Below are 21,455 nucleotides of genomic sequence, written 5' to 3'. Positions count from 1 at the left end.
CCCATGACCGAACCCGTGCGCGCGGACTCCCCGTACCGCTCGTACGTGTACGCCTACCCGCACAAGACCGCCTACCGCCCCTTCGACGACCGGCCCCACCTGGCCGACCTGTGGCGGGGCGAGGACGTGAGCGCGCTGTCGCTGTACGCGCACATCCCGTTCTGCGAGATGCGGTGCGGGTTCTGCAACCTGTTCACCCGCTCCACTCCCCCGGCCGAGCAGGTGACCGCCTTCCTCGACGCCCTTGAGCGGCAGGCCGACGTGGTCGCCTCCTGTCTGCCCGAGGACGCGTCGTTCGCCCGCGCGGCCCTGGGCGGAGGCACCCCCACCTACCTGACCGCCACGGAACTGGTCCGCGTCTACGACCTGCTCGAACGCACCCTGGGCGTGGATCTGACCGCGATCCCCACCTCGGTGGAGACCTCGCCCGCCACCGCGACCCCGGATCGGCTGGCGGTGTTGGCCGAGCGCGGCGCCACCCGGATCAGCATGGGGGTGCAGAGCTTCATCGACAGTGAGGCGCACGCCGCCGGACGGCCGCAAAAACGCGCGGAGGTGGACCGCGCCCTGGCCGACATCCGGGCGTGCACCGACGCCGACCTCAACGTCGACCTTATCTACGGCATCGAGCGGCAGACCCCGGACACCTGGCGGTACTCGTTGGACACGGCGCTGTCCTGGTCGCCGGAGGAGGTCTACCTGTACCCGCTGTACGTGCGGCCGCTGACCGGGTTGGGCCGTCGTGCCCGAGAGTGGGACGACCACCGGCTGTCCCTGTATCGGCGGGGCCGCGACCACCTGCGCGAGCACGGCTACGAGCAGGTGTCTATGCGCATGTTCCGACGGGCCGACGCCGCCGAGACGACCGCCCCCGACCACTGCTGCCAGACCGACGGCATGGTGGGGCTGGGCTGCGGGGCGCGCTCCTACACCTCGGGCACCCATTACTCGTTCGACTACGCGGTGGGCGTGGGCAAGGTGCGGTCGATCATCGAGGACTACGTGGGGCGCGACGCCGGGGACTTCGCCCGTGCCGAGGTGGGATTCCACCTGGACGAGGAGGAACGTCGGCGCCGCCACGTCCTGCAGTCGCTGTTGCGGGTGGAGGGCCTGGACGCGCGGGCCTACGCCGAACGGTTCGGCGGCCACCCGGTGGCGGATCTCGCCGAGGAATTCGGCGCGCTGGCCGCGCGCGGGTGGCTGGTCGCCGGGGAGGACTCCGTCGACGCCGCGACGATCCGGCTCACCGAGGAGGGGCTGGCCCACTCCGACTCGATCGGACCGGACCTGTTCTCGGCACGGGTGAACCGGCTCATGGCCGAGTACGAGGCGGGGTGAGGCCGGTGCCGTCCGACTCCGCCGTGCCGCTCCCGGACCCGACCATGGGTCCCCCCGCGCGCGCCGCCCTGCCCGCTCACCTGACCCTGCTCTACCGGGGCCCGCTGGCCAGCTGCGACTACGACTGCCCGTACTGCCCGTTCGCCAAGCGTCGGGACTCCCCCGACACCCTGCGAGTGGACCGGGCGGCGCTGGAGCGTTTCACCGACTGGGTGGCCGAACGCGCCGAGCACGATCCCGGGACCCGGATCTCGGTGCTGTTCACCCCGTGGGGCGAGGGTCTGGTCCGGTCCTGGTACCGGCGGGCGATCGTCCGGCTCAGCCGACTGCCGCACGTGGACCGGGTCGCGATCCAGACCAACCTGGGCGGACGCCTGGGCTGGCTCGCCGACTGCGACCTCGACTCGGCGGCGCTGTGGACCACCTACCACCCCGGTGAGGTCGCCCACGAGCGGTTCCTGGCCAAGGCTCGCGAGCTCATCGACCTCGGGGTGCGGTTCAGCGTCGGCGTGGTGGGGCTGCCCGAGCACGTGGAGGCGGCCACTCGGATGCGCGCCGCCCTGCCCGACGAGGTGTACCTGTGGGTGAACGCGGCCGAGGGACGTTCCTACACCGACGCCGAAGCCGCGACCTGGCAGCGGATCGACCCGCACTTCCACTACAGTCGGCTGCCCCATCCCAGCCGTGACCTTCCCTGTCGCACCGGTGAGAGTGTGCTGTCCGTTGACGGGGACGGAAACGTGCGGCGCTGTCACTTCGTGGACCTCCCCCTGGGCAACCTCTACGACGGGTCCTTCCGCGAACGACTCGGGCCCTCGGGTTGCCCGCTGACCACCTGCGACTGCCACATCGGCTACGTCCACCTGGAGTCCCTGGACCTGTACGACGTGTTCCGGGGCGGGGTGGTCGAGCGGATCCCGGCGATCCGCGGCTCCTGACACATCCACGTGAGAAGTACCGACGCCCCCTTCGAAACCGTCACCGGGGACGGCCATAATTCGTCCCATGGTCCTTCCCCGTGTCATCGCCACCGACCTCGACGGCACCCTCCTGGGCCGATCAGGTGAGGTCTCCGAACGCAACCTCAGGGCTCTGAACGACGCCGTCGACGCCGGAATCCGGGTGGTCATCGTGACCGCCCGACCACCCCGCGACACCGCCGCCATCGCCGAACTGTTCGAGTGCGCCGCGGTGGTCTGCGGCAATGGTGCCCACGCCCAGGTGCCCGGCCGCGAACCACTGGTCAGGGCGATCGACCGCGACACCTCCGGAACCCTCGTGGACAAGCTCCGGGGCGCTCTGCCCGAGGTCGGGTTCGCGGTGGAGACCGGCGTCGGCTTCTACCACGACGCCGACTACACGCTGGAGTCCTGGATGCCCCGGGACTGGGTGACCGAGGTGTTGGAGGACACCGACGCCCTGCTGGCGGCCGCGAACCCCGTCACCAAACTCCTCGCCCGGTCCACCGCCATGCCCGTGCACCTGATGCTCGACGCCGCCTCCGAGTCCATCGGCCCCCTGGCGGAGGTGACCTACTCCGGTTCGTCCGGGTTGGTCGAGGTGAGCGCGACCGGGGTGAACAAGGGCAGCACTTTGGCACTGCTCTGCGAGGAATGGGGGGTCTCCCGCGAGGAGGTCGTGGCCTTCGGCGACATGCCCAACGACCGGTCCTCGCTCACCTGGGCCGGCGCCGGCTACGCGATGCGCAGCGGCCACCCCGAACTGCTCGACCCGGAACTGGGGCTGCTGGTGGCCCCGCCCAGCCACGAGGACGGCGTGGGACGTGTGGTGGAGCAACTGTTGCGAGAGTGAGGAACCACCGGCCGAAACGACCGTGGCCCCGGCGGAGCGTCCGCCGGGGCCACGTCGGTTCGACGGCCGTGCGCACGGGGATCCTGCGGGGTGAGGGGGCCGATCATCCCGGAAGACGAGTCCCAACGACCCTGGACACGACCACCCGGCGACCGTTCGTCGTGGATGGCGACCGTTCACCGCACGGTGGGCGACCGCTCGACGCTTCGCACCCGCGTTCGGCGCGCGCCCGGGCGCGCCCCCTGCTCAATGTGGGGTGTCGCTCCTTACAGTGCCGAGTAACGCAGGTCACACCTTTGAGATGTGTCCTGACCAGCGTCACCGTCCCGCCCATCCCCCCGGAGGTACCGACACCATGGCAACCGACAGGCCCGCGCAGGACCCGGCTCCCCCACCCGAGAACGGGGGTGGAGACGAGCCCATCAAGGATTCCGCCTACGTGACCATGCACGCGGATCCACGGTTCATCGACCTGAAGCACCGGCTGTACCGCTTCATCTTCCCGATGAGTATCGCCTTCATGGCCTGGTACCTGCTCTACGTGCTGATGTCCGCCTTCGGCCGCGGCGTGATGGGCATCGAACTGTTCGGCGGCGTCAACGTCGCACTGGTCTTCGGGATCCTCCAGTTCGTCTCGACCTTCGGCATCGCGATCCTCTACACGAGGTACGCGAACCGGAACTTCGACACGCGCGCCACCGAGCTGCGCACCGAGCTTCAGAACGGCGCCAACGGCGGCAACGACCAGGAGGCGGGCCGATGATCCTCGCACAGGAAGCGGCCATGAGTGACAGCAGCCGTCTGGTCACCCTGGTCCTCTTCGGCCTGATGGTGGCGGCCACGATCGGCATCACGATCTGGGCCGGCCGCAACACCCGTTCGGCCACCGACTTCCACTCCGGCGGTCGCGGTTTCTCTCCGCTGCAGAACGGCCTCGCGATCGGCAGTGACTACATGTCCGCCGCGTCGTTCCTGGGCATCGCCGGCATGATCGCCCTGTTCGGCTACGACGGTTTCCTCTACTCCATCGGTTTCCTCGTCGCCTGGTTGGTGGCCCTGCTGCTGGTCGCCGAGCTGCTGCGCAACTCCGGCCGTTACACCATGGGCGACGTTCTCTCCTACCGCATGCAGCAGCGCCCCGTGCGGACGGCCGCCGCGATCTCGACCGTCGTCGTGTCGATCTTCTACCTTCTCGCGCAGATGGTCGGCGCGGGCGCCCTGATCGCCCTGCTCCTGGGCATCCAGGAGGGTCAGACCTTCCTCGGCATGGACGCGCCGACCGCGAAGATCGTCGGCATCGTCGTCATCGGCCTGTTGATGACCATCTACGTGGCCTTCGGCGGTATGAAGGGCACCACCTGGGTGCAGATCGTCAAGGCCGTCATCCTGATGGCCGGCGCCGCGCTGCTGACGCTCTTGACCCTCTCGCTGTACGGGTTCAACCTCGGCGCCCTGATGACCGACGCCGCCAACGCCAGCCAGGCGGCGGCGGACGGTAACGCGGCCGGGTTCCTGGAGCCCGGTCTGCGCTACGGGGTCGAGGTCGCCGGCGACCCGATCCAGACCCTGTGGAACAAGCTGGACCTGATCAGCCTCGGGCTGGCGTTGGTCCTGGGCACCGCGGGTCTGCCGCACATCCTCATCCGCTTCTACACCGTTCCCGACTCGCAGAGCGCCCGCAAGTCCGTCAACTGGGGCATCGGCCTCATCGGCAGCTTCTACGTGATGACCCTGGTGCTGGGCTTCGGCGCCGCCGCCCTGGTCGGACACGAGGCCATCACGGCCCAGGACGCGGCCGGCAACACGGCCGCACCGCAGCTGGCCTCGGTGGTGGGTGAGCGCATCGGCGGCGAGATGGCCGGTGCGATCCTGCTGGCGCTCATCGCTTCGGCCGCGTTCGCGGCGATCCTGTCGACCGTCGCGGGTCTGGTCATCGCCTCGTCGTCCTCGCTGGCGCACGACTTCTACAACTCGGTCCTTCGCAAGGGCAAGGCCACCGGCGCCGAAGAGGTCAGGGTCGCCCGCTTCGCCGCCATCGGCGTCGGCGTGGTGGCGATCGTCCTCGCGATCTTCGCGCAGAACCTCAACGTGGCCTTCCTGGTCTCGCTGGCGTTCGCGATGGCGGCCTCGGCCAACCTGCCGACCCTGCTGCTGAGCCTGTTCTGGAAGCGCTTCAACACCTCCGGCGCCCTGGCCGGTATCTACGGTGGTCTGATCAGCGCCGTCGGTCTGGTGTTCTTCTCCCCGGTGGTGTCCGGTTCGGAGACCGCGCTCATGCCGAACGTGGACTTCGCCTGGTTCCCGCTGCCCAACCCGGCCCTGGTGTCGGTGCCGATCAGCCTCCTGTGCGCCGTGGTCGGCACGTACATGTCCAAGGAGCAGGACTTCGACAAGTTCGCGATGCTCCAGGTTCGTGCCCTCACCGGTGCGGGCTCCGAGAAGGCCGTCGACCACTAGTAGGCCTCTCCCCTGGTCCCCGATCAGCCGCTTACGGGGGCCACGCACGGAACGTGGCCATCTCCCGACCGCGTACCGTGCGTTCCGGCCCGTCACCCCTCCTCCCGGGGGTGGCGGGCCATTCCACGTGAATTCGGAAAGGCGCCCCTTCAACGTGACCGTTGACACACTATGCGGGGATAAGATCGGTGCGTGTCGTATCGGTGGCTGTCGTGGCTTTCCCCCTCCCGGCGCCCCTCCTCTTCGGATCGTCGGGCGAGCGTCGAGTTGATGCGCCAGGTCCACGCCCTGGGAGTCGACCTCCAGGACGGGTTGCATGGTCGCAGCGTGGGCGCGGCCGCAAGAAGGCTGCGTCGGATCCTCTCCGTGGAGGGTGTCCTGCTGGCCGACCTGGACGGGCCGGTCACCGCGAGCGGGGTCCGTCCCGGGCCCGAGGAGATCGAGGCCGTCCTGGCCCAGGTCTTCGAGTACGGCGGCAGTGCCCGTACCCGCCTGGCGGACGGCACCTCGGTCTGCGCGGTCCCGCTGCACGTGGCCGACGAACTCGCCGGCGCGTTGGTGGCCATCGGCGAACCGGTGGAGTCGGACGTCGAGGCGGCCGCGGCGCTGGTCTCGGACAGCCTGGACCACGCGGCGCTGCGCCGGGCCCGGGCCCGGATCGCCGCCGCCGATCTGCGTACCCTGCGCGCCCAGATCTCCCCGCACTTCATGCACAACTCCCTCGCCGTGATCGCGGCGTTGGTACGCACCGACCCCGACCGGTCCCGCCAACTGCTGTCGGACTTCGCCGACTACCTGCGGTACGGGTTCTCCGACAAGGGCGACTACGCCACGGTCTCCGACGAGTTGGAGGCCACGCAGACCTACCTCGAACTACAGCGCGCCCGTTTCCACGACCGGTTGGACATCACCGTGCGGATGGCGCCCGAGGTGTTGCCGATCGCCATCCCGTTCCTGGTGGTGCAACCGATCGTGGAGAACGCGATCCGGCACGGACTGGAACGCAAGGAGGGACGTGGTCACATCAGCGTGTCCGGTTTCGGTGAGGGTCCGCTCTGCGTCATCGAGATCGAGGACGACGGGGTGGGCATGCACCCGGAACTGGCACGCGCCCTCCTCGCGGGCACCGGGCCCGAGGCCCGTAGCGTCGGTCTGGCCAACGTGGACCAGCGGCTGCGAGCGGTCTACGGACCGGAGTACGGTCTGATGATCGAAACCGCACTGGGGGAGGGAACGAAGGTGACCGTGCGCGTACCGAGGTTCGCACCCGGGGTGGTCGTGCGATGAACCCCGAACTCCGTGTGCTGGTGGTGGAGGACGAGGCGTCCACCCGCCAGGAGATGGCCTCTCTCCTGGGCGACATGACCGAGGTGTCGGAGGTCCTGGTGGCCTCGAACGGGGCCTCGGCGGTGCGGCTGTTGGGTACGACCAACATCGACGCCGCCTTCCTCGACATCCTCATGCCCGGGTTGGACGGTATGGACGTGGCCCGGGTGCTGAGCGTGATGTCGGAGCCGCCGTCGATCGTGTTCGTGACCGCGTCGGAGGCGCACGCCGTGGAGGCGTTCGGGATCGGCGCGGTGGACTACCTGCTCAAACCGATCCGTCCCGAGCGCCTGGCCGAGGCCGTGGGCCGGATCGCGCAACTGCGCGACTCCAACGCCACTTCCTCCCCGGCGGAGGACCTGCACGTGGTGCAGATCGACACCGGCCGGCGCACCGTGTTCGTCAAGCGCGACGACGTGCAGTTCGTGGAGGCCCAAGGTGACTACGTGCGGTTGCACACCGCCGAGGGCACCCACCTGATCCGGCTGTCGCTGTCGTACCTGGAGGAGGTGTGGGCCTCGGCCGGGTTCGTCCGGGTGCACCGGGGCTTCCTCATCGCCATCCCCTGGGTCCGGGACCTTCGGGTGACCTCCTCCTCCGGTCTGGTGGCCGGGACCCCGGCCGGAGACGTGCCCGTGAGTCGCCGCCACGGACGCCATCTGCGCGCCCAACTCTTGGAGGCGGCCAAGCGCGACCAGCTCGGCCGTTCGGCGACCGGGCGCCCGGGGACAGCCAAGGAGCAGTAGTTGAGTCCACGCCGTGAGAAGCTCACCAGCCCGCAGACGAGGATCGCGTTGGCCAGGGGCAACCGGCCGGTGCAGCACCTGCAGCCGGTACCCGAACCCGTGGACACCGAGGCCGCCCGAGCGCTGTTCCGCGCGCAGCGACGCAAGGCCGTGCGCACCGTGACGTTGCTGGGGCTGGTGCTGTTCGGGCTGAGCGGCGCCTTCTCCCTGTTCCCCTCACTCGGAGACCTCCGGGTGATGGAGGTACCGATCTCCTGGCTGCTGCTGACCGTGGCGATCTACCCGTCGTTGTTCGGCCTGGCGCTGTGGCACGTGCGGTCGGCCGAACGTCTGGAGGACCGGGCCGAGGCCGTCGCTCGGGACGGGGCCGTCGACCGGTCGCCCCGTGACGACGAACCGCCCCCTCTCGATGACGGGACCTCATGACCTCCGCCGTCCTGGCCATCGGCCTGGTGCTCGTCGCGAGCCTGGTCATCGGGATCTACGGGGTGCGGGCCGCGCGGTCCACCTCCGACTTCCTGGTCGCCTCACGGCGGGTGTCGCCGAACTGGAACGCCCTGGCGATCGCCGGTGAGTACCTGTCCGCCGCCTCCGTGCTCGGCCTGGCCGGACTGCTGCTCAAGAACGGGTTGGGCACCATGTGGTACGCGGCGGGGTTCACCGCCGGGTACGTGGCCGTGGTCGCGTTGGTGGCCGGACCGATGCGACGTTCGGGCGCCTTCACCGTGCCGGACTTCGCCGAGTACCGGCTGGGCGCGCCCCGTCTGCGGAAGCTGTGCGGCTGCGTGGTGCTGATCATCATGCTGCTGTACCTGGTCCCCCAGTTCAAGGGGGCCGGGGTGGTGTTGAGCCTGGTCAGCGGAACCCCCTACTGGGTCGGGGTGCTGCTGGCCGGGTTGGTGGTGAGTGGTTCCATCGCGGCGGGCGGCATGCGTTCGGCCACCTACGTGCAGGCCTTCCACTACATCATCAAGTTGACGTTCCTGGCGGTGCCGGCGATCTACCTGGTGGTGCACGCCGGTGCCGACACCCGCTCCGAGGCGCTGCACCCCGAATGGGGTACGCACTTCCCACAGGCCACGCCGGTGGAGTTCACCATCGGTACCGAGTTCACGTTGGACGAACCGGTCACCGTGGTCACCGCCGACGGCGAGGAGTTGGAGCTCGCCGCGGGAGGGCACTCCGTGGAGCAGGGCACGGAGTACGTGTTCCCGGAGGGCGCCACCATCCCGCACCCCGAGGGTCTGCCGGAGCTGGGCGGTGAACGGTGGAGCACGCCCCTGCTGGACGTGGGCGGCTACCCGCTGTTCGAGACCTGGTCGACGCTGCTCGCCATCACCCTGGGTTGTATGGGTCTGCCGCACGTGATCATGCGTTTCCACACCAGTCCGACCGCGCGGGTCGCCCGCCGGGTGGCCGTGGGCGTGATCGCGCTGCTGGGGCTGTTCTACCTGTTCCCCACCGTGTACGGGCTGTTGGGCCGCGTGCTCACCCCACAGTTGGTGATGTTGCAGGGCACCGACACCGTGACGGTGGTGCTGCCGGCACAGGCGGTCCCGGGTTCGGTGGGGACCCTCCTGACGGCGATGGTCGCCGCGGGTGCCTTCGGCGCCTTCCTGTCCACTTCCTCCGGGTTGTTGCTGGCCCTGGCCGGCGGACTGTCACACGACCTCTTCCACGGCAGCGTGCCCCGCCTGCGGCTGGCCGTGGTGGTCGGTGCCTGCGTGTCCGTCCTGTTGGCGCTGCCCGCGCAGATGATCGACATCAACGCGCTGGTGGTGTGGGCGTTCACCGTCGCCGCGTCCACCTTCTGTCCCCTGCTGGTGTTGGGGATCTGGTGGCGCCGGCTGACCCTGCCGGGCGCCGCCGCCGGACTGATCGTGGGTGGGGCCACCGCCACCGGGGCGGTGGGGTGGTCGATCCTGCTGCCCACGCTCCCGGGGTGGGGGACCGTGTTGTTGGCCCAACCGGCGGCTTGGACCATCCCCTTGGCGTTCCTGACGATGATGGTCGTCTCACGTTTCACCCGGCCCCCGGAATGGGCCGAGCACGCGGTCCTGCGCCTGCACTCGCCCTGACCACCCCGTTCGCGGGACGGGAGGGGACCCGGCGGAGTACGATTACCCCGTGTCCATAATCAGCAACGAGGAGTAGCGTGCCTCGCCCGCCGCGTGCGTTTCCCTTCCTGTTCGCCGCCGGAGTCGTGCTGTGCTCCTGCGCGGCGGCCCAGGCCGACGAGTCCGGGTACGCCCCGCCCCCCGACACGAGTGTCACGGCCGGGCCCCAGGACGTCCGTGTGGACACCCCCGACACCTATGTGGAGTCCGGCCCGGACCGGGTGATCGTGTGCGCGGGTGAGGTGACGGTCGTGATCGGTCCGGGCGACTGCCCGCTGTCACCGCCGGCCTTCCTGCCCGAGCCCGTGCCCGAACCGGGCCGGCTCGTCCCCGAGGTTCCCGTCCCCGAAACCACGACCGCGCCGACACCGACGCCGGCCACCGCGGAACCGGCCGCACCGCGATCGCCCGAGCCCGAGAGTCCCGCCCCCGAGACACCACCGGCGCCCGAACCCGCCGAACCCGCGGAGCCCCGCACACCGGCGGAGGCGGCCCGAGTGGTCGAGACCGCCCATCAGGAACCCCTCGTCGCCGCCGACCGAACCACCGCCGACGCCGCGTCCGGGGTCTTCACACCGATGCGCACCATGGTCCTCATCGCCGTGGTGGGCGCCGTCGCCGCCGCCGGTGCCGGCCGCGCCGGCGCCACCCGGCAAAGGTAAGGAGGTCAGGGCGTGACGATCGTCGAGTCGACGCGTTCGAAGGTGGCCAGCACCGCCGTCAACCCCTCGGCGTCGGCCTTCAACGCCGACGCGTAGGGATCACCGATGTAGAAGAGCAGCGCGATGGTGGCGAACACGAACAGCAGGTTGACGGCGGCCCACAGGTAGGCCACCCGGGCACCGCGCTTGATCATCGCGAACGGCATCACCGCGACCACCGCGCCGGACGCGGCGGTCAGCACCAGCAACAGCGTCGGAATGTCGTCCCCGGCGGTGTCGGACCTGGCCACGCGCGCGTCGCTGAGGTTGCCGAGTTCCTGGCGCGCGGTCAATCGGTCGAGACCGTCACCGGAGTCGGACGCCGAGAGCGTGCGCACCGACGTGGTCAGTTCGGCCATCGCCTCGTCCCCCTCGGTGCTGAGTTCCCCCTCGGCCACCATGCGCGGCCAATCGTCCTCGACCACGGTCGTCAGGTAGGCGCGAAGGTTCTCGCGAACCACGGCGGCCTCGTCCTCGGGCAGGGCGGTGGTGCTCCAGTACAAGGATTGCGCCGCGCCGGCCTCGGCGACGATCCCGTCCTCCGCGGTGGTGAAGTTCTCCCAGGCGATCACCGCGCCCATGGCGGCGGCCACGAGGTAGAGGGCGAGCACGCAGGGAGCGATGGTGGCGCCCAGGGCACCGCCGGAGAACTCATCGTCGACCTGGAGGCGTCGGGAGATCAGTACGGCGCCGGCGACCATGACGATCAAGAGGGCGGCAAGCAGCAGCAGGGTGGACAATCGGGGCTCCCAGCAGGAGAAACGGGTATCGACTGGTCATCGTTAACACGCCCCGACCGGCCCCGCCCCCGGAACGGGTGAACGCCCGCATTTGTCCCCCGCCCCGTCCGCCGAGACCTCGCCCCTTGGACCCCGACGTACCGGTTGGTACGTTCTCAGCGCCGCTCTCCCCACTCCAGCGTCCTCGGAAGGACCACCCGTGCCCACCCTCCTCTCCCCCCGTGGACCCTTGTCCCGACTCACCGCGCTCGCCGCCGTGACCACCGCCTCGGTCCTCCTCGCCCCTTCCGCCGCGGTCGCCGAGGACGATCGCGCGCAGCGCTCCTCCGTGGAGGTCATCATCACCGACGATGGCTTCTACGAGGTCGGTGATGATGTGGAGAGCCTGGAGACCTTCCTGGCCGAGAACCCCGAGTACGCCGACACCGTGGAGAATCCCGACGAGGTCGGCACCCTGGCCGCCGACTCGGCCGCGCTCACCCACGGGACCCTCACCATCCGGACCACCGACTGCACCACCGCGAGGGTGAGCTACTCCAAGGCCTCCGGAAGCCGGATCACCGTGGAGCTGCGCGTCGGCCAGATCGGTCGGCTGGAACGCAAGGGCGGGCCCCAGGTGATCTCCGCGGGCCGGTCCGCGTCCTTCACCACCGGCATCGCCTCGATCGGCAACGTCCAGGGACGGATGCACGTCTCTGAGCAGGACACGACGTTCCGCACCGGCCACGTCTCCTGTCGCTGACCCACGACGAGGGGGCGCGGGCACCGTCGTGCCCGCGCCCCCTCGCAGTCGGTCGACCCCCGATGCGCGGAAAGGGAGGGGACGACCTGGATGGTCACCCTTCCAGGCGGTTCACCAGCGCGTGGTACTCGTCCCAGAGCTCGTTGGGGAGGTTGTCACCGAAGGTCTTGAAGAACTCGGGGACCAGCGCGGCCTCCTGCTTCCAGACGTCGGTGTCGACGTCGAGGACGAACCTCATGTCCTCGTCGGAGATGTCCAGCCCCTCGGTGTCGATGCCGTCGGCGGTCGGCACCAGACCGATCGGGGTCTCCACGGCCTCGGCCTCGCCTTCGAGCCGGTCGACGATCCACTTGATGACGCGGCTGTTCTCACCGAAGCCCGGCCAGACGATCTTGCCGTCGGCGTCCTTCTTGAACCAGTTGACGTAGAAGATCTTGGGCAGCGCGGCCTGGTCGGCGCCGGCACCGATCTTCAGCCAGTGGGCGAAGTAGTCGCCCATGTTGTAGCCGCAGAACGGCAGCATCGCGAACGGGTCGCGACGCAGCTCACCGACGGAGCCCTCCTGGGCGGCGGTCTTCTCGGAGGAGACGTTGGCGCCGAGGTAGACGCCGTGCTGCCAGCTGAGGGACTCGCTCACCAGCGGCACCGCGGTGGCGCGACGGCCACCGAACAGGATGGCCGAGATCGGCACACCCGCGGGGTCCTCCCACTCGTCGGCGATCGTCGGGGCCTGCCCGGCCGGGGTGGTGAAGCGGGAGTTGGGGTGGGCGGCGGGCTCACCGGACTCGGGGGTCCAGGGACGACCCTTCCAGTCGGTCAGGCCGGCCGGGGGCTCCTCGGTGAGGCCCTCCCACCACACGTCGCCGTCCTCGGTGAGGGCGACGTTGGTGAAGATGCTGTTGCCCCACAGTGTCTCGACCGCGTTGGCGTTGGTCTTGGCGCCGGTGCCGGGCGCGACGCCGAAGAAGCCGGCCTCGGGGTTGATGGCGCGCAGCCGTCCGTCGGCGCCGAAGCGCATCCAGGCGATGTCGTCACCGACGGTCTCGACCTTCCAGCCGGGGATGGTCGGCTGGAGCATGGCGAGGTTGGTCTTGCCGCAGGCGCTCGGGAAGGCGGCGGCGACGTAGTGGGACTCGCCCCGCGGCGAGGTCACCTTGAGGATCAGCATGTGCTCGGCGAGCCAGCCCTGGTCACGGGCCATGACCGAGGCGATGCGCAGCGCGTAGCACTTCTTGCCGAGCAGGGCGTTGCCGCCGTAGCCGGAGCCGTAGGACCAGATCTCACGGGTCTCGGGGAAGTGCGAGATGTACTTGGTGGTGTTGCAGGGCCAGGCGACGTCCTGCTGTCCGAGCTCCAGCGGGGCGCCGACGGAGTGGATGGCCTTGACGAACTCGCCGCGCTCCTCGATGAGGCGCAGGGCGGCGGTGCCCATGCGGGCCATGATGCGCATGGAGACGACGACGTAGGGGGAGTCGGTGATCTCGACGCCGAGCTGGGAGATGTCACCGCCGAGGGGACCCATGCAGAAGGGCACCACGTACATGGTGCGGCCGCGCATGGCGCCCTTGAAGACCTCGCCGAAGGTGTCGCGCATCTCGTCCGGGGCGATCCAGTTGTTGGTGGGGCCCGCGTCCTCTTCGCGCTCGGAGCAGATGAAGGTGCGGTCCTCCACTCGGGCGACGTCGCTCGGGTCGGACTTGCAGTAGAAGCTGTTGGGCCGTTTCTCGGAGTTGAGGCGGGTGAACGTGCCCTGCTCGACCAGTAGGTCGGTGAGGCGGGTCCATTCCTCCTCGGAGCCGTCACACCACACGACCTCGTCCGGCCTGGTCAGCTCCGCGACGTCACGAACCCAGGAGATGAGTTCTTCGTTGTCGGTCAGGGCGGTGCCCACGTCAATACCCACGTCAGCAGTCACAACGGCTCCTCTTCGAATGACGAGATCTCTCGAATGATGAACGACGAGGAGCAGAACTGACCAATTGGTCTAGGCCAGTGGTCTAATAATGGCCGCGCGAGATATCGGATTCCGCTGCATGGCAAGGGATTCGGGCACTCGACCACGGTGCGCCCACACGCGCTCGACGGGCTCGCCCCGGCACGACTCGGGGCCGCTTTTCCCTGCACTGCGGGCCGGAGGCGTATCCACGACGACACACCGTGCTGTTCGTCACACGGGGGTCGCCGACCCTGGGCCGAAGCGCCGGCGGAGGCCCGAAAAAACACCGCCTAGACCACTGTCGGGTCTTCGCAGATCAACGAAGTATGGCCACCGGGCCCCGGGCGCCGTGCAGGACCGAGTGGCTCACCGAGCCCAGCAGCAGGCCGCGGAACCCGCCGCGGCCGCGCGAGCCCACCACGATCAGGTCGGCGGGGGTGGCCTCTTCGAGAAGGGCCACCACCGGGTGCGCGCGGACCACCCGTGTGCGCACCCGGACGTTGGACCGCGCCAACCGCAGGTCCATCAGTTCCTCGTCCAGGGCCTGCCTGGCGGCCTCCGCGGCCGTCGCGTCGTCGAACAGTTCCGGCGGGATGGGTCCGGTCGCGGCGGCGAACGCCACCAACGGCTGCCAGGCGCTGACCGCCACCAGGTCGGCGTCGGCGAACTCCGCCTGGTCGAAGGCGAACTTCAACGCCCGACGGCTTGGCTCGGAACCGTCCACCCCCACGATGACCCGGCTGCGCACCCCGTGCGCGGCGGCGTGGTCCCGGGGCAGCACTATGACCGGCACAGGTGAACGAGCGGCCAGTTCGATGCCCACCGACCCCACGAACGCCGCGGCGATCCCGCTCAGTCCGCGCGAGCCCACCACGACCGCCGCCACCCCCGGTTCGTGGGACTCCGTGATCAGGGCCTGGGCGGGCCGGTCGAACGACATCCGGGTACGCACGGACAGTTCGGGGAACAGCCGTGACACCCAGTCCTGCGCGTGGTCGAGCAGAGTTCGTGCCCCCGAGCCCTCCGTCGCCCGAGCCTGTTCCTCGACGCTCGACCACACGTCGAAACCGTCCGTGGCCAGCGGGCGCGCGGCGGCGACGATCAACACGCCCAGACCACGAAGCATGGCCTGGTGCGCCGACCATTCCAACGCGTGCCTGCTGGAGTCGCTGCCGTCCACCCCCACGACGATCCATCGTGTCGTGGTAGCGCCGTTCATCTGCGTGCGCCCTTTCCGTAGGTATCGGCGGCCATGGGAACTTCGTCCCCCGCCGGTGTTTCCATGCTCTTCCCGATGATGACGCCTGAACACGCACCCGCGGATAACAGTGCCGCCGCGAGTTGGGTGACGTAAGGTCCCAGGACGACCAGTGTCCCCGCAGGAACGGAACGCGCGGACGTCAGGTCGCGTCCGAGAGACATAAGCGAGTCATCGGCGGATGGGGAACGCGATGTCCCACTCGAACACCGGACACCTGCACTGGGACCACCGTGACGGCCGTGTGGCCGCGGTGGTGGCCGCCGTGGTCTACAGCATGTGGGCACTGGAGGTCGTCTTTCCTGTCGGGCTCGGCTCCGACACCGGCGCGTTGGCCGACCCCGACTCCACATTCGGGCGGATGTTGGACAGCGCCCATCGGACCGCCGCGATCCTGGTCGTGCTCGCAGCCGGCCTCGGGCTGGCACTGGGCGCCGAGCGACCGCGCCGGTGGCTGACGATCTCGTGGTGGTCCATGGTCGTGTTCGGCGTCACGTCCCTGATCTCGTCCCTGCTGCCCGGGCGGTGTGTGGTGTCCACCGACGCGGCGTGCGCGGTGGAGTCCGTGGTGGAGGGGATGGGCGGCGTGAGCGTCCTCCAACCGCCGCTGGCCGTGGTAGCGACCCTCGCGGCGTTGGTGGCCTCGGCCGCGCTCACCAGGGACCGGCACGTGGCGGGCGAACGCTCCTGGATCGTGTTGGCGCTGATCACCGCCGCGCAGGCGGTGGCCGCCGTGGTCGTCCTGGTGCTCGCCGCCGGCGTGTACCTCTCGTCCGGGGACGGCTCCCCGGGGGTCGCGTTGGGGATGGCGGAACGCCTCCACCTGGTGACGGTCGCCCTGTGGCTGCTGGCCGTGGGGTTGGTCCCCGGCCATTGGAAGCGACGTGGCGACCGGGTCCGCGCGCCCGAGCGGCTGAGCTGACCCGCCGTCACGCCTGCCGCCCGACACCCTCCGGAACCTCGGGGGTGTCGGGGCCTTCCAGGCCGCTCTCCCGACCTACGACGTGCCCCAGCCACTCGGTGTAGGCCTCCAACGCGGCCCGGGTGCCGGGGGCGTCGGTCCCCAGGTTCTCCACGCACCGCCGGTAAAGCTCGCCCAACTCGGACAGGGACGTGACCTCGTCCTCCTCCAGGGTGATGAGCAGCGCCCGGAACATGACGGTCAGCCCGTGGGTCGGTCCCAACGCCGTGCGGAACTCCTCGAACAGGGCGGTGAGCGCGCGCCGCTCGACCTCCTCGGACAGGTCGCCCTCGGTGGCCAGCCGGAGCCGGACGAGCAGGGTGTTGGGGTGGGTGGGGCCCAGGGCTCGCTCCCACTCGGCACGCAGTTCCCCGTAGACATCGAGTGCGGCCGGGTCGCCGCGTCCCTCCAGGACATGCGCCCGAGCGAACAGGGTCGTGTGGTGGCGCGGACCGTACCGGTCGCGTAGCCGCGGCAGAAGCGCCTCGGCCTCGATGAGCGCCTCCTCCGATTCGCCCGTGGTGACCATGGAGGCAGCCAGCAGGAACCACGCGTCCAGTACGTCCTCGTGGTCCTCCCCCAACACCCGCCGCAGGCCGGGGAGGGTCTGGGCCAGTTCGGTCCTGGTCAGGTCGGTCTCGCCCAACAGGAACAGCAGGCGGGCACGGCCGAACCGGGCCAGCAGGGTGATGCGGTGGTCCGACGGCAGGGAGGATTCCAGGTCCGGAAGGAGCTCCTCGTAGTCGTGTTCGGCCCGCAGCAGGTCCCCGGCCTCGACCCGGTGATGGGCGAGCATCCGACGGGTGTTGAGGACCTCACGGTCTCGGAGCGGCTTCGTCGTCAGCCGGGCACGGAGTAGCGCGGCGCAGGCCCGCGCCGCGCCGGCCGGATCCCCGGCCTCCGAGTGCAGTCGCGTCGACTGGAGGAGGGCGGCGAGGGTGTCGGGGTGGGAGAGGCCTTGGACGCGCTCTCGGGCGGCGACCTGGTCCGCGCAGACCCGTGCCGCCCTCGCCCGGTCGCCGGCGGCGGAGTACCAGCGCACCAGTTCCCCACGGCTCTCCAGGACGTCGGCGTGGTTGGGGCCCAGAGCGCGGCGCTGTCGGTCCAGCAGGTCGGCGTAGGCGAGCGCGGCCTTTTCCGGTTGTCCGGTCTTCCCGGTCCACCAGGCCTGCCGTTCCCGGGCGGCGAGGGAGTCGGGGTCGTCGACGCCACGGGCCTGTTCGAGCAGGTCCACGAGGCGGCCATAGCCATCGGCCGCCAGGTCGACGAGGTCGGATTCTCCCCACAGCCGGGCGATCTCGGCCTGCAGGGCGAGCATGTGGGGATGCAGGGGGCCGACGCTCACGGACAGTTCTCCCCATAGTCCGCTGAGGTCGACGGCGGCCCCCACCGGGTCGCCCCTCCGTTCCAGGCACAGCGCCGCGTGGACCCGAACGGACAGGGTGTCGGGATGGTCGGCGCCCAGCCGCTCGCCGAGTTCCCGGTGCAGTTCGCGCAGATCCTCGCCGGCGCGTTCCGGTTCATCGGCCCCGGCCTGTTCCAACGCCCGCCACAGCCGTCGGTCCAGGGCCGGGTCCCCCGTCCCCTCCGGATACCTGAGATCGTCGAGGACGACTCCCCGCATCACCGCTCCCCCTTCACACGTGTCCTCGCCCCTGTCGGACGTGGAAAGTGGCGGCGAGGTTTCGCCCGGGCCGACCATTTCCGGTCGAAGGTCCCCTCGCGGCCGGACGCGTGTCCGAATTCAGGTGAGTTCGGGTGGCAGGGCACGGCCGTGGACCACGTGCAGCGAACTCACCGCTCGGGTCAGGACCACGTACAGGCGGTTGGCTCCCCGTTCCTCGGCCTCGACGATCGCGGCGGGCTCGACCACCACCACGGCGTCGAACTCCAGGCCCTTGGCCAGGCTCGCCGGAACCGCGATCAGTCGCGCGTCGTCCAGACCGGCCTCGCCCAACAAGGGCGCCTCCACCCCTTCGGCGGCCAGGGCCGACCTCAGTTCGGCGATCTGGTGGTCGGCGGCGATCAGGCCCACCGACCCCTCACCCTTGAGCGCGGCGCGGCAGGCCTTCGCCACCGTGGGGGCCGGGTCGCCCACGGCCGGGGAGAGACGCAGCGCCCCCGGCGACCGGCGCACCGCGGACGGAACCCCCAGCCCCGGGGCGATGGTGGGCAGCAGTCGGGCGGCGAAGTCGATGATCTGCGCGGGCACCCGGTAGCCACGGTCCAGCACGTGCAGGTGGCCGGTGGGCTTTCCCAGGTGTTCCAGGAGCGTCGACCAGTTTCGCGCGGCCGAGGGGCTCGTGCCCTGGGCGATGTCCCCGAGGACCGTGAGCGACCCGGAACCACTGCGTCGCGCGATCGCCCGGCACTGCATCGGGCTCAGGTCCTGGGCCTCGTCCACCACGACGTGCCCCATCCCGGAAGGGCGTTCGATCAGCGCCGCCGCCTCGTCCACCAGCGCCAGGTCCTCTTCCGACCACTTCGCGGACTTGGGGCCGCGCGGGTTGCCCGGCAGCCGCAGCAGGGCCTGTTCCTCGGCGGTGAGCAGGCCCTCCGCCGCGCGGGCCAGGCGTTCGGGGTCGGTGAACAGCCCCAGCACCATCTTCAGTGGGTCGACCTTGGGCCACAGCGCGGTGACCGCCGTACGGATCGCCGGGTCCCTGCGTACCCGTGTGTGGGTGCGGTCGTCACAGGTCCGGCCCTCGGCCTCCATTCGGGTGAGGATCACGTGCGCCATGCGGTGCGAGAGCAGTTCACGCCCCGAACCGTAGGCCACCCCGCGTTCGGCCAGTTCGGTGACGAGCGGGCGCACGTCCTCCGGGTACAGCCGCCACCGGCGCGAGCCCTCGCGCACCATCACCGTCTCCTCCGGTTCGCGCAGGTTCGCCCACAGGTCGCGCCGGAGCACCTCGGCCATGACCGCGGAACCCTTGACCCGCGCGGCATCCGGGGTCTCCATCCGGCGGATCCATCCCTGGGCGTGCCTGGCCCGTTCGGGCAGGTCCCGGGTGAGCAGGTCGACGACGGTGGTCTGGTGGACGTCCACCTCGCCGAGGGCGGGCAGGACGTCGCGGATGTAGGACAGGAAGGAGCGGTTGGGCCCGATGATCGCCACCCCGGTGCGGGAGAGCCGTGCGCGCTCGGTGTAGAGCAGGTAGGCGATGCGGTGCAGGCCCACGACGGTCTTGCCGGTGCCGGGAGCGCCCTGGACGCACAGGGTGGTCTCCAGCGGTGCTCGGACCAGATCGTCCTGCTCGGGCTGGATGGTGGCGACGATGTCGCGCATGGGTCCGGTGCGCGGCCGTTCGATCTCCGTGGTGAGGAGCTCACTGGCGGGGGCCGGTGCGTCCGGGTCGGCCAGGAGGTCCTCGTCCTCGAAGGCGGTGAGGAGCGTCCGGGGCTCACCGTCGGCGTCGGGCGTGGTGGTGAACCCGTAGCGGCGCCGGATGCGCACCAGCATCCGGTCCGCGGGCGAGGCCCGGTAGTAGGCGATGCTGATGGGCGCGCGCCAGTCCAGGACCATGGGGCGGCCGTCGGCGTCGTACACGTGGCGTCGGCCGATGTGGATCCGGTCGGGCTCGTCGGCGGCCCGGGGTCCGGACCCGCCCTCTTCGTCCTCCTCCAGGAAGACGGTGCCGTGGTCGAAGTCCAGGCGTCCGAAGTACAGGGGCGCGTCGGGGATGTCGGTCAGCTCCGCGAGTCGACGCTCACGGCCGCGGCGCAGGGCGGCGTCGGTGACCTTGTCCTTGACCACGTCACCGAAGAGCAGCTCGGTGGCGTCGACGTGCTCGCGCATGCGGTTCAGGGCGGCGCGGGCCGCCGCGAGATGACGGCGTTCGGATGCGAGTTCGGGATCGGGTTCGGACTCGGGAGGCATGGTCGTGGGATCGGCTGTGGTCATGGGCGGACCTCTGGTCGGCGGGACAGGACGCGGCTTCGCGCGTGCGCGGGGTCCCGCCCCGGTCACCGATGAGGTCCGGTTCGTTCCGATCCATTGAGCGCGCACAGACGACCCCGTGGGGTCGCGAGACCGAACGATCCAATCTACCCGAACGGGCGAACCCCGCCCTTTTGTGCAGCCTTTGGCCGGTTTCGTCCCTCAGGTCTTACGCAGGCGGACCCGGCTGACGCGGTGATCCTCGCCTTTGAACAGCACGAGCGTGGCGCGGCCACGGGTCGGGCGGATGTTCTCCAGGAGGTTGACCTCGTTGACGGTGCGCCAGGTGTTGGCCGCGAAATCCACGGCCTCGTCCTCGCCGATGGTGGTGGCCATGTGGTGGAAGTAGGAACGCGGGTCGGAGAAGGCGGTCCGGCGCAGTTCCCGGAACCGGTCCAGGTACCAGTTGCGGACGTTCTCCACCTTGGCGTCGACGTAGATGGAGTAGTCGAAGAAGTCGGCGACGGCCAGGCGTCCGGCGGTGGCGGGCTGCAGGACGTTGATGCCCTCCACGATGAGGATGTCGGGCCGGTGAACCGTCTGGCGTTCGTCGGGCACCACGTCGTAGTGCAGGTGGGAGTACACCGGAATGTCGAGGCGCTCGGCACCGGCCTTCATCTCCGAGACGAACCTGACCAGGGCGCGCCGGTCGTAGCTCTCCGGGAACCCCTTGCGCCGCATGAGTCCGCGGGACTGAAGGACGGCGTTGGGGTACAGGAAGTTGTCGGTGCTGACCAGTTCGACGTCGGGATGGTTGGGCCACTGGGCGAGCAGGGAGCGCAAGAGCCGCGCGGTGGTGGACTTGCCCACGGCGACGCTGCCGGCGACCCCGATGATGAACGGGGCCGGGCGATCGGACTCGCCGAGGAACGCGCGCACCGCCGCGTGCCGCTGCTGGGTGGCGCCGACGTACAGGTTGAGCAACCTGGACAGGGGCAGGTAGATGTCGCGCACCTCCTCAAGGGAGGTGGGGTCGTTGGTCCCGCGAAGCTCGTTGAGGTCGGCTTCGGTCAGGGACAGGGGCGTGGAGGCGCGGAGCGCGGCCCAGGCCGGGCGGTCCAACTCCACGTACGGTGAGGAGAAGCCGTTCTTCGTCACGTGAGACACGGTTGACCACCCTAGAGCAGCCGCTCCGCCGTCCCGGGCGGCCGGCCCCCTCATTGGCCGACCTGGTGCGCGATCGTTCCCGAAACCACACGTTCACCACGCCGACTCCGAAGGTTTTTTGTCCTGATCCGGACGGAGTGGAACCGGTTCCACTCGTGGACCAGACCAGTCCCCCCACCTGCGCGATCCACTCCGCATACACCAAATGGTCTATACCGAGACCTGCGAAAACAGTGAGTGGTATGGACCTCTCACTGGTCGAACCAGCCCACCT

The 21,455-nt window shown here is 70.0% G+C and carries 18 protein-coding genes; 12 read left to right on the top strand and 6 right to left on the bottom strand.

Annotation, left to right across the window (positions count from 1 at the left end; genetic code table 11):
* The first annotated feature begins 3 nt into the window (after positions 1-3).
* From ACWGKS_RS14160 to ACWGKS_RS14115, 10 genes are all read left to right on the top strand, one after another.
* Complete coding sequence (locus tag ACWGKS_RS14160; RefSeq protein WP_358507060.1) at positions 4-1,338, top strand: STM4012 family radical SAM protein; 1,335 nt, start codon at positions 4-6, stop codon at positions 1,336-1,338.
* Between the two features lie 44 nt (positions 1,339-1,382).
* A complete protein-coding gene (locus tag ACWGKS_RS14155) occupies positions 1,383-2,276 on the top strand; it encodes an STM4011 family radical SAM protein (protein WP_358507058.1) in 894 nt (297 codons plus the stop codon).
* Between the two features lie 67 nt (positions 2,277-2,343).
* A complete protein-coding gene (locus tag ACWGKS_RS14150; protein ID WP_358506925.1) occupies positions 2,344-3,150 on the top strand; it encodes an HAD family hydrolase in 807 nt (268 codons plus the stop codon).
* Between the two features lie 355 nt (positions 3,151-3,505).
* The gene (locus ACWGKS_RS14145) at positions 3,506-3,913 is read left to right on the top strand and encodes a DUF485 domain-containing protein (RefSeq protein ID WP_358506923.1); all 408 of its coding nucleotides are present in this window, start codon (positions 3,506-3,508) and stop codon (positions 3,911-3,913) included.
* Positions 3,910-5,607: a solute symporter family protein gene (locus ACWGKS_RS14140; RefSeq protein WP_452522795.1), complete on the top strand. Its 1,698-nt coding sequence runs from the start codon at positions 3,910-3,912 to the stop codon at positions 5,605-5,607. The genes ACWGKS_RS14145 and ACWGKS_RS14140 overlap by 4 nt, the downstream gene beginning before the upstream one ends.
* A gap of 270 nt (positions 5,608-5,877) precedes the next feature.
* Positions 5,878-6,894 (top strand): sensor histidine kinase, encoded by a 1,017-nt coding sequence (locus ACWGKS_RS14135; RefSeq protein WP_358506919.1) that lies wholly within the window; start codon positions 5,878-5,880, stop codon positions 6,892-6,894.
* Positions 6,891-7,679 carry a LytR/AlgR family response regulator transcription factor gene (locus ACWGKS_RS14130; protein WP_358506918.1) on the top strand — a complete coding sequence of 263 codons (789 nt, stop codon included), beginning with the start codon at positions 6,891-6,893 and terminating at the stop codon, positions 7,677-7,679. Before ACWGKS_RS14135 ends, ACWGKS_RS14130 begins: the two co-directional genes overlap by 4 nt.
* Positions 7,680-8,105, top strand: coding sequence for a hypothetical protein (locus ACWGKS_RS14125; protein ID WP_358506916.1), 426 nt, complete (start codon positions 7,680-7,682; stop codon positions 8,103-8,105).
* The gene (locus ACWGKS_RS14120; RefSeq protein ID WP_452522792.1) at positions 8,102-9,757 is read left to right on the top strand and encodes a sodium/solute symporter; all 1,656 of its coding nucleotides are present in this window, start codon (positions 8,102-8,104) and stop codon (positions 9,755-9,757) included. Before ACWGKS_RS14125 ends, ACWGKS_RS14120 begins: the two co-directional genes overlap by 4 nt.
* A gap of 77 nt (positions 9,758-9,834) precedes the next feature.
* Positions 9,835-10,458, top strand: coding sequence for a hypothetical protein (locus tag ACWGKS_RS14115; RefSeq protein ID WP_358506913.1), 624 nt, complete (start codon positions 9,835-9,837; stop codon positions 10,456-10,458).
* Between the two features lie 5 nt (positions 10,459-10,463).
* Here the strand turns inward: ACWGKS_RS14115 and ACWGKS_RS14110 are convergent, their stop codons facing one another.
* Positions 10,464-11,237: a bestrophin-like domain gene (locus ACWGKS_RS14110; RefSeq protein WP_452522790.1), complete on the bottom strand. Its 774-nt coding sequence runs from the start codon at positions 11,235-11,237 to the stop codon at positions 10,464-10,466.
* Between the two features lie 199 nt (positions 11,238-11,436).
* Between ACWGKS_RS14110 and ACWGKS_RS14105 the strand changes: the two genes are divergently transcribed.
* Entirely contained in the window at positions 11,437-11,979 is a 543-nt protein-coding gene (locus tag ACWGKS_RS14105) for a hypothetical protein (RefSeq protein WP_358506909.1), read from the top strand.
* 94 nt (positions 11,980-12,073) lie between these two features.
* Here ACWGKS_RS14105 and ACWGKS_RS14100 read toward each other — a convergent pair whose 3' ends face one another.
* Together ACWGKS_RS14100 and ACWGKS_RS14095 are read right to left on the bottom strand one after the other, a co-directional pair.
* Positions 12,074-13,882, bottom strand: coding sequence for a phosphoenolpyruvate carboxykinase (GTP) (locus ACWGKS_RS14100; protein WP_358507056.1), 1,809 nt, complete (start codon positions 13,880-13,882; stop codon positions 12,074-12,076).
* 349 nt (positions 13,883-14,231) lie between these two features.
* Positions 14,232-15,134: a universal stress protein gene (locus tag ACWGKS_RS14095; protein WP_358506907.1), complete on the bottom strand. Its 903-nt coding sequence runs from the start codon at positions 15,132-15,134 to the stop codon at positions 14,232-14,234.
* Between the two features lie 232 nt (positions 15,135-15,366).
* Here ACWGKS_RS14095 and ACWGKS_RS14090 point away from each other — a divergent pair, with 232 nt between their 5' ends.
* Positions 15,367-16,095 carry a DUF998 domain-containing protein gene (locus ACWGKS_RS14090; protein ID WP_452455500.1) on the top strand — a complete coding sequence of 243 codons (729 nt, stop codon included), beginning with the start codon at positions 15,367-15,369 and terminating at the stop codon, positions 16,093-16,095.
* Positions 16,096-16,102: 7 nt separating this feature from the next.
* Here the strand turns inward: ACWGKS_RS14090 and ACWGKS_RS14085 are convergent, their stop codons facing one another.
* The 3 genes from ACWGKS_RS14085 to coaA all read right to left on the bottom strand — a co-directional run bounded on the left by ACWGKS_RS14085 (position 16,103) and on the right by coaA (position 21,142).
* A complete protein-coding gene (locus tag ACWGKS_RS14085) occupies positions 16,103-17,758 on the bottom strand; it encodes a hypothetical protein (protein WP_358507054.1) in 1,656 nt (551 codons plus the stop codon).
* Positions 17,759-17,878: 120 nt separating this feature from the next.
* A complete protein-coding gene (locus ACWGKS_RS14080) occupies positions 17,879-20,038 on the bottom strand; it encodes a HelD family protein (protein WP_358506904.1) in 2,160 nt (719 codons plus the stop codon).
* 198 nt (positions 20,039-20,236) lie between these two features.
* Positions 20,237-21,142 carry a type I pantothenate kinase gene (gene coaA / locus ACWGKS_RS14075; RefSeq protein ID WP_358507052.1) on the bottom strand — a complete coding sequence of 302 codons (906 nt, stop codon included), beginning with the start codon at positions 21,140-21,142 and terminating at the stop codon, positions 20,237-20,239.
* Positions 21,143-21,455: the final 313 nt, after the last annotated feature.

The organism is Nocardiopsis sp. NPDC055879 (assembly GCF_053615935.1).
This window is presented reverse-complemented; position numbering and strand designations above follow the sequence as displayed.

Bases quoted from the DNA above. Each gene is read 5' to 3' on its own strand.
- ACWGKS_RS14160 (WP_358507060.1), top strand. From the start codon at position 4: ATGACCGAACCCGTGCGCGCGGACTCCCCGTACCGCTCGTACGTGTAC.
- ACWGKS_RS14155 (WP_358507058.1), top strand. From the start codon at position 1,383: ATGGGTCCCCCCGCGCGCGCCGCCCTGCCCGCTCACCTGACCCTGCTC.
- ACWGKS_RS14150 (WP_358506925.1), top strand. From the start codon at position 2,344: ATGGTCCTTCCCCGTGTCATCGCCACCGACCTCGACGGCACCCTCCTG.
- ACWGKS_RS14145 (WP_358506923.1), top strand. From the start codon at position 3,506: ATGGCAACCGACAGGCCCGCGCAGGACCCGGCTCCCCCACCCGAGAAC.
- ACWGKS_RS14140 (WP_452522795.1), top strand. From the start codon at position 3,910: ATGATCCTCGCACAGGAAGCGGCCATGAGTGACAGCAGCCGTCTGGTC.
- ACWGKS_RS14135 (WP_358506919.1), top strand. From the start codon at position 5,878: ATGCGCCAGGTCCACGCCCTGGGAGTCGACCTCCAGGACGGGTTGCAT.
- ACWGKS_RS14130 (WP_358506918.1), top strand. From the start codon at position 6,891: ATGAACCCCGAACTCCGTGTGCTGGTGGTGGAGGACGAGGCGTCCACC.
- ACWGKS_RS14120 (WP_452522792.1), top strand. From the start codon at position 8,102: ATGACCTCCGCCGTCCTGGCCATCGGCCTGGTGCTCGTCGCGAGCCTG.
- ACWGKS_RS14095 (WP_358506907.1), bottom strand. From the start codon at position 15,134: ATGAACGGCGCTACCACGACACGATGGATCGTCGTGGGGGTGGACGGC.
- ACWGKS_RS14090 (WP_452455500.1), top strand. From the start codon at position 15,367: ATGTCCCACTCGAACACCGGACACCTGCACTGGGACCACCGTGACGGC.
- ACWGKS_RS14085 (WP_358507054.1), bottom strand. From the start codon at position 17,758: ATGCGGGGAGTCGTCCTCGACGATCTCAGGTATCCGGAGGGGACGGGG.
- ACWGKS_RS14080 (WP_358506904.1), bottom strand. From the start codon at position 20,038: ATGACCACAGCCGATCCCACGACCATGCCTCCCGAGTCCGAACCCGAT.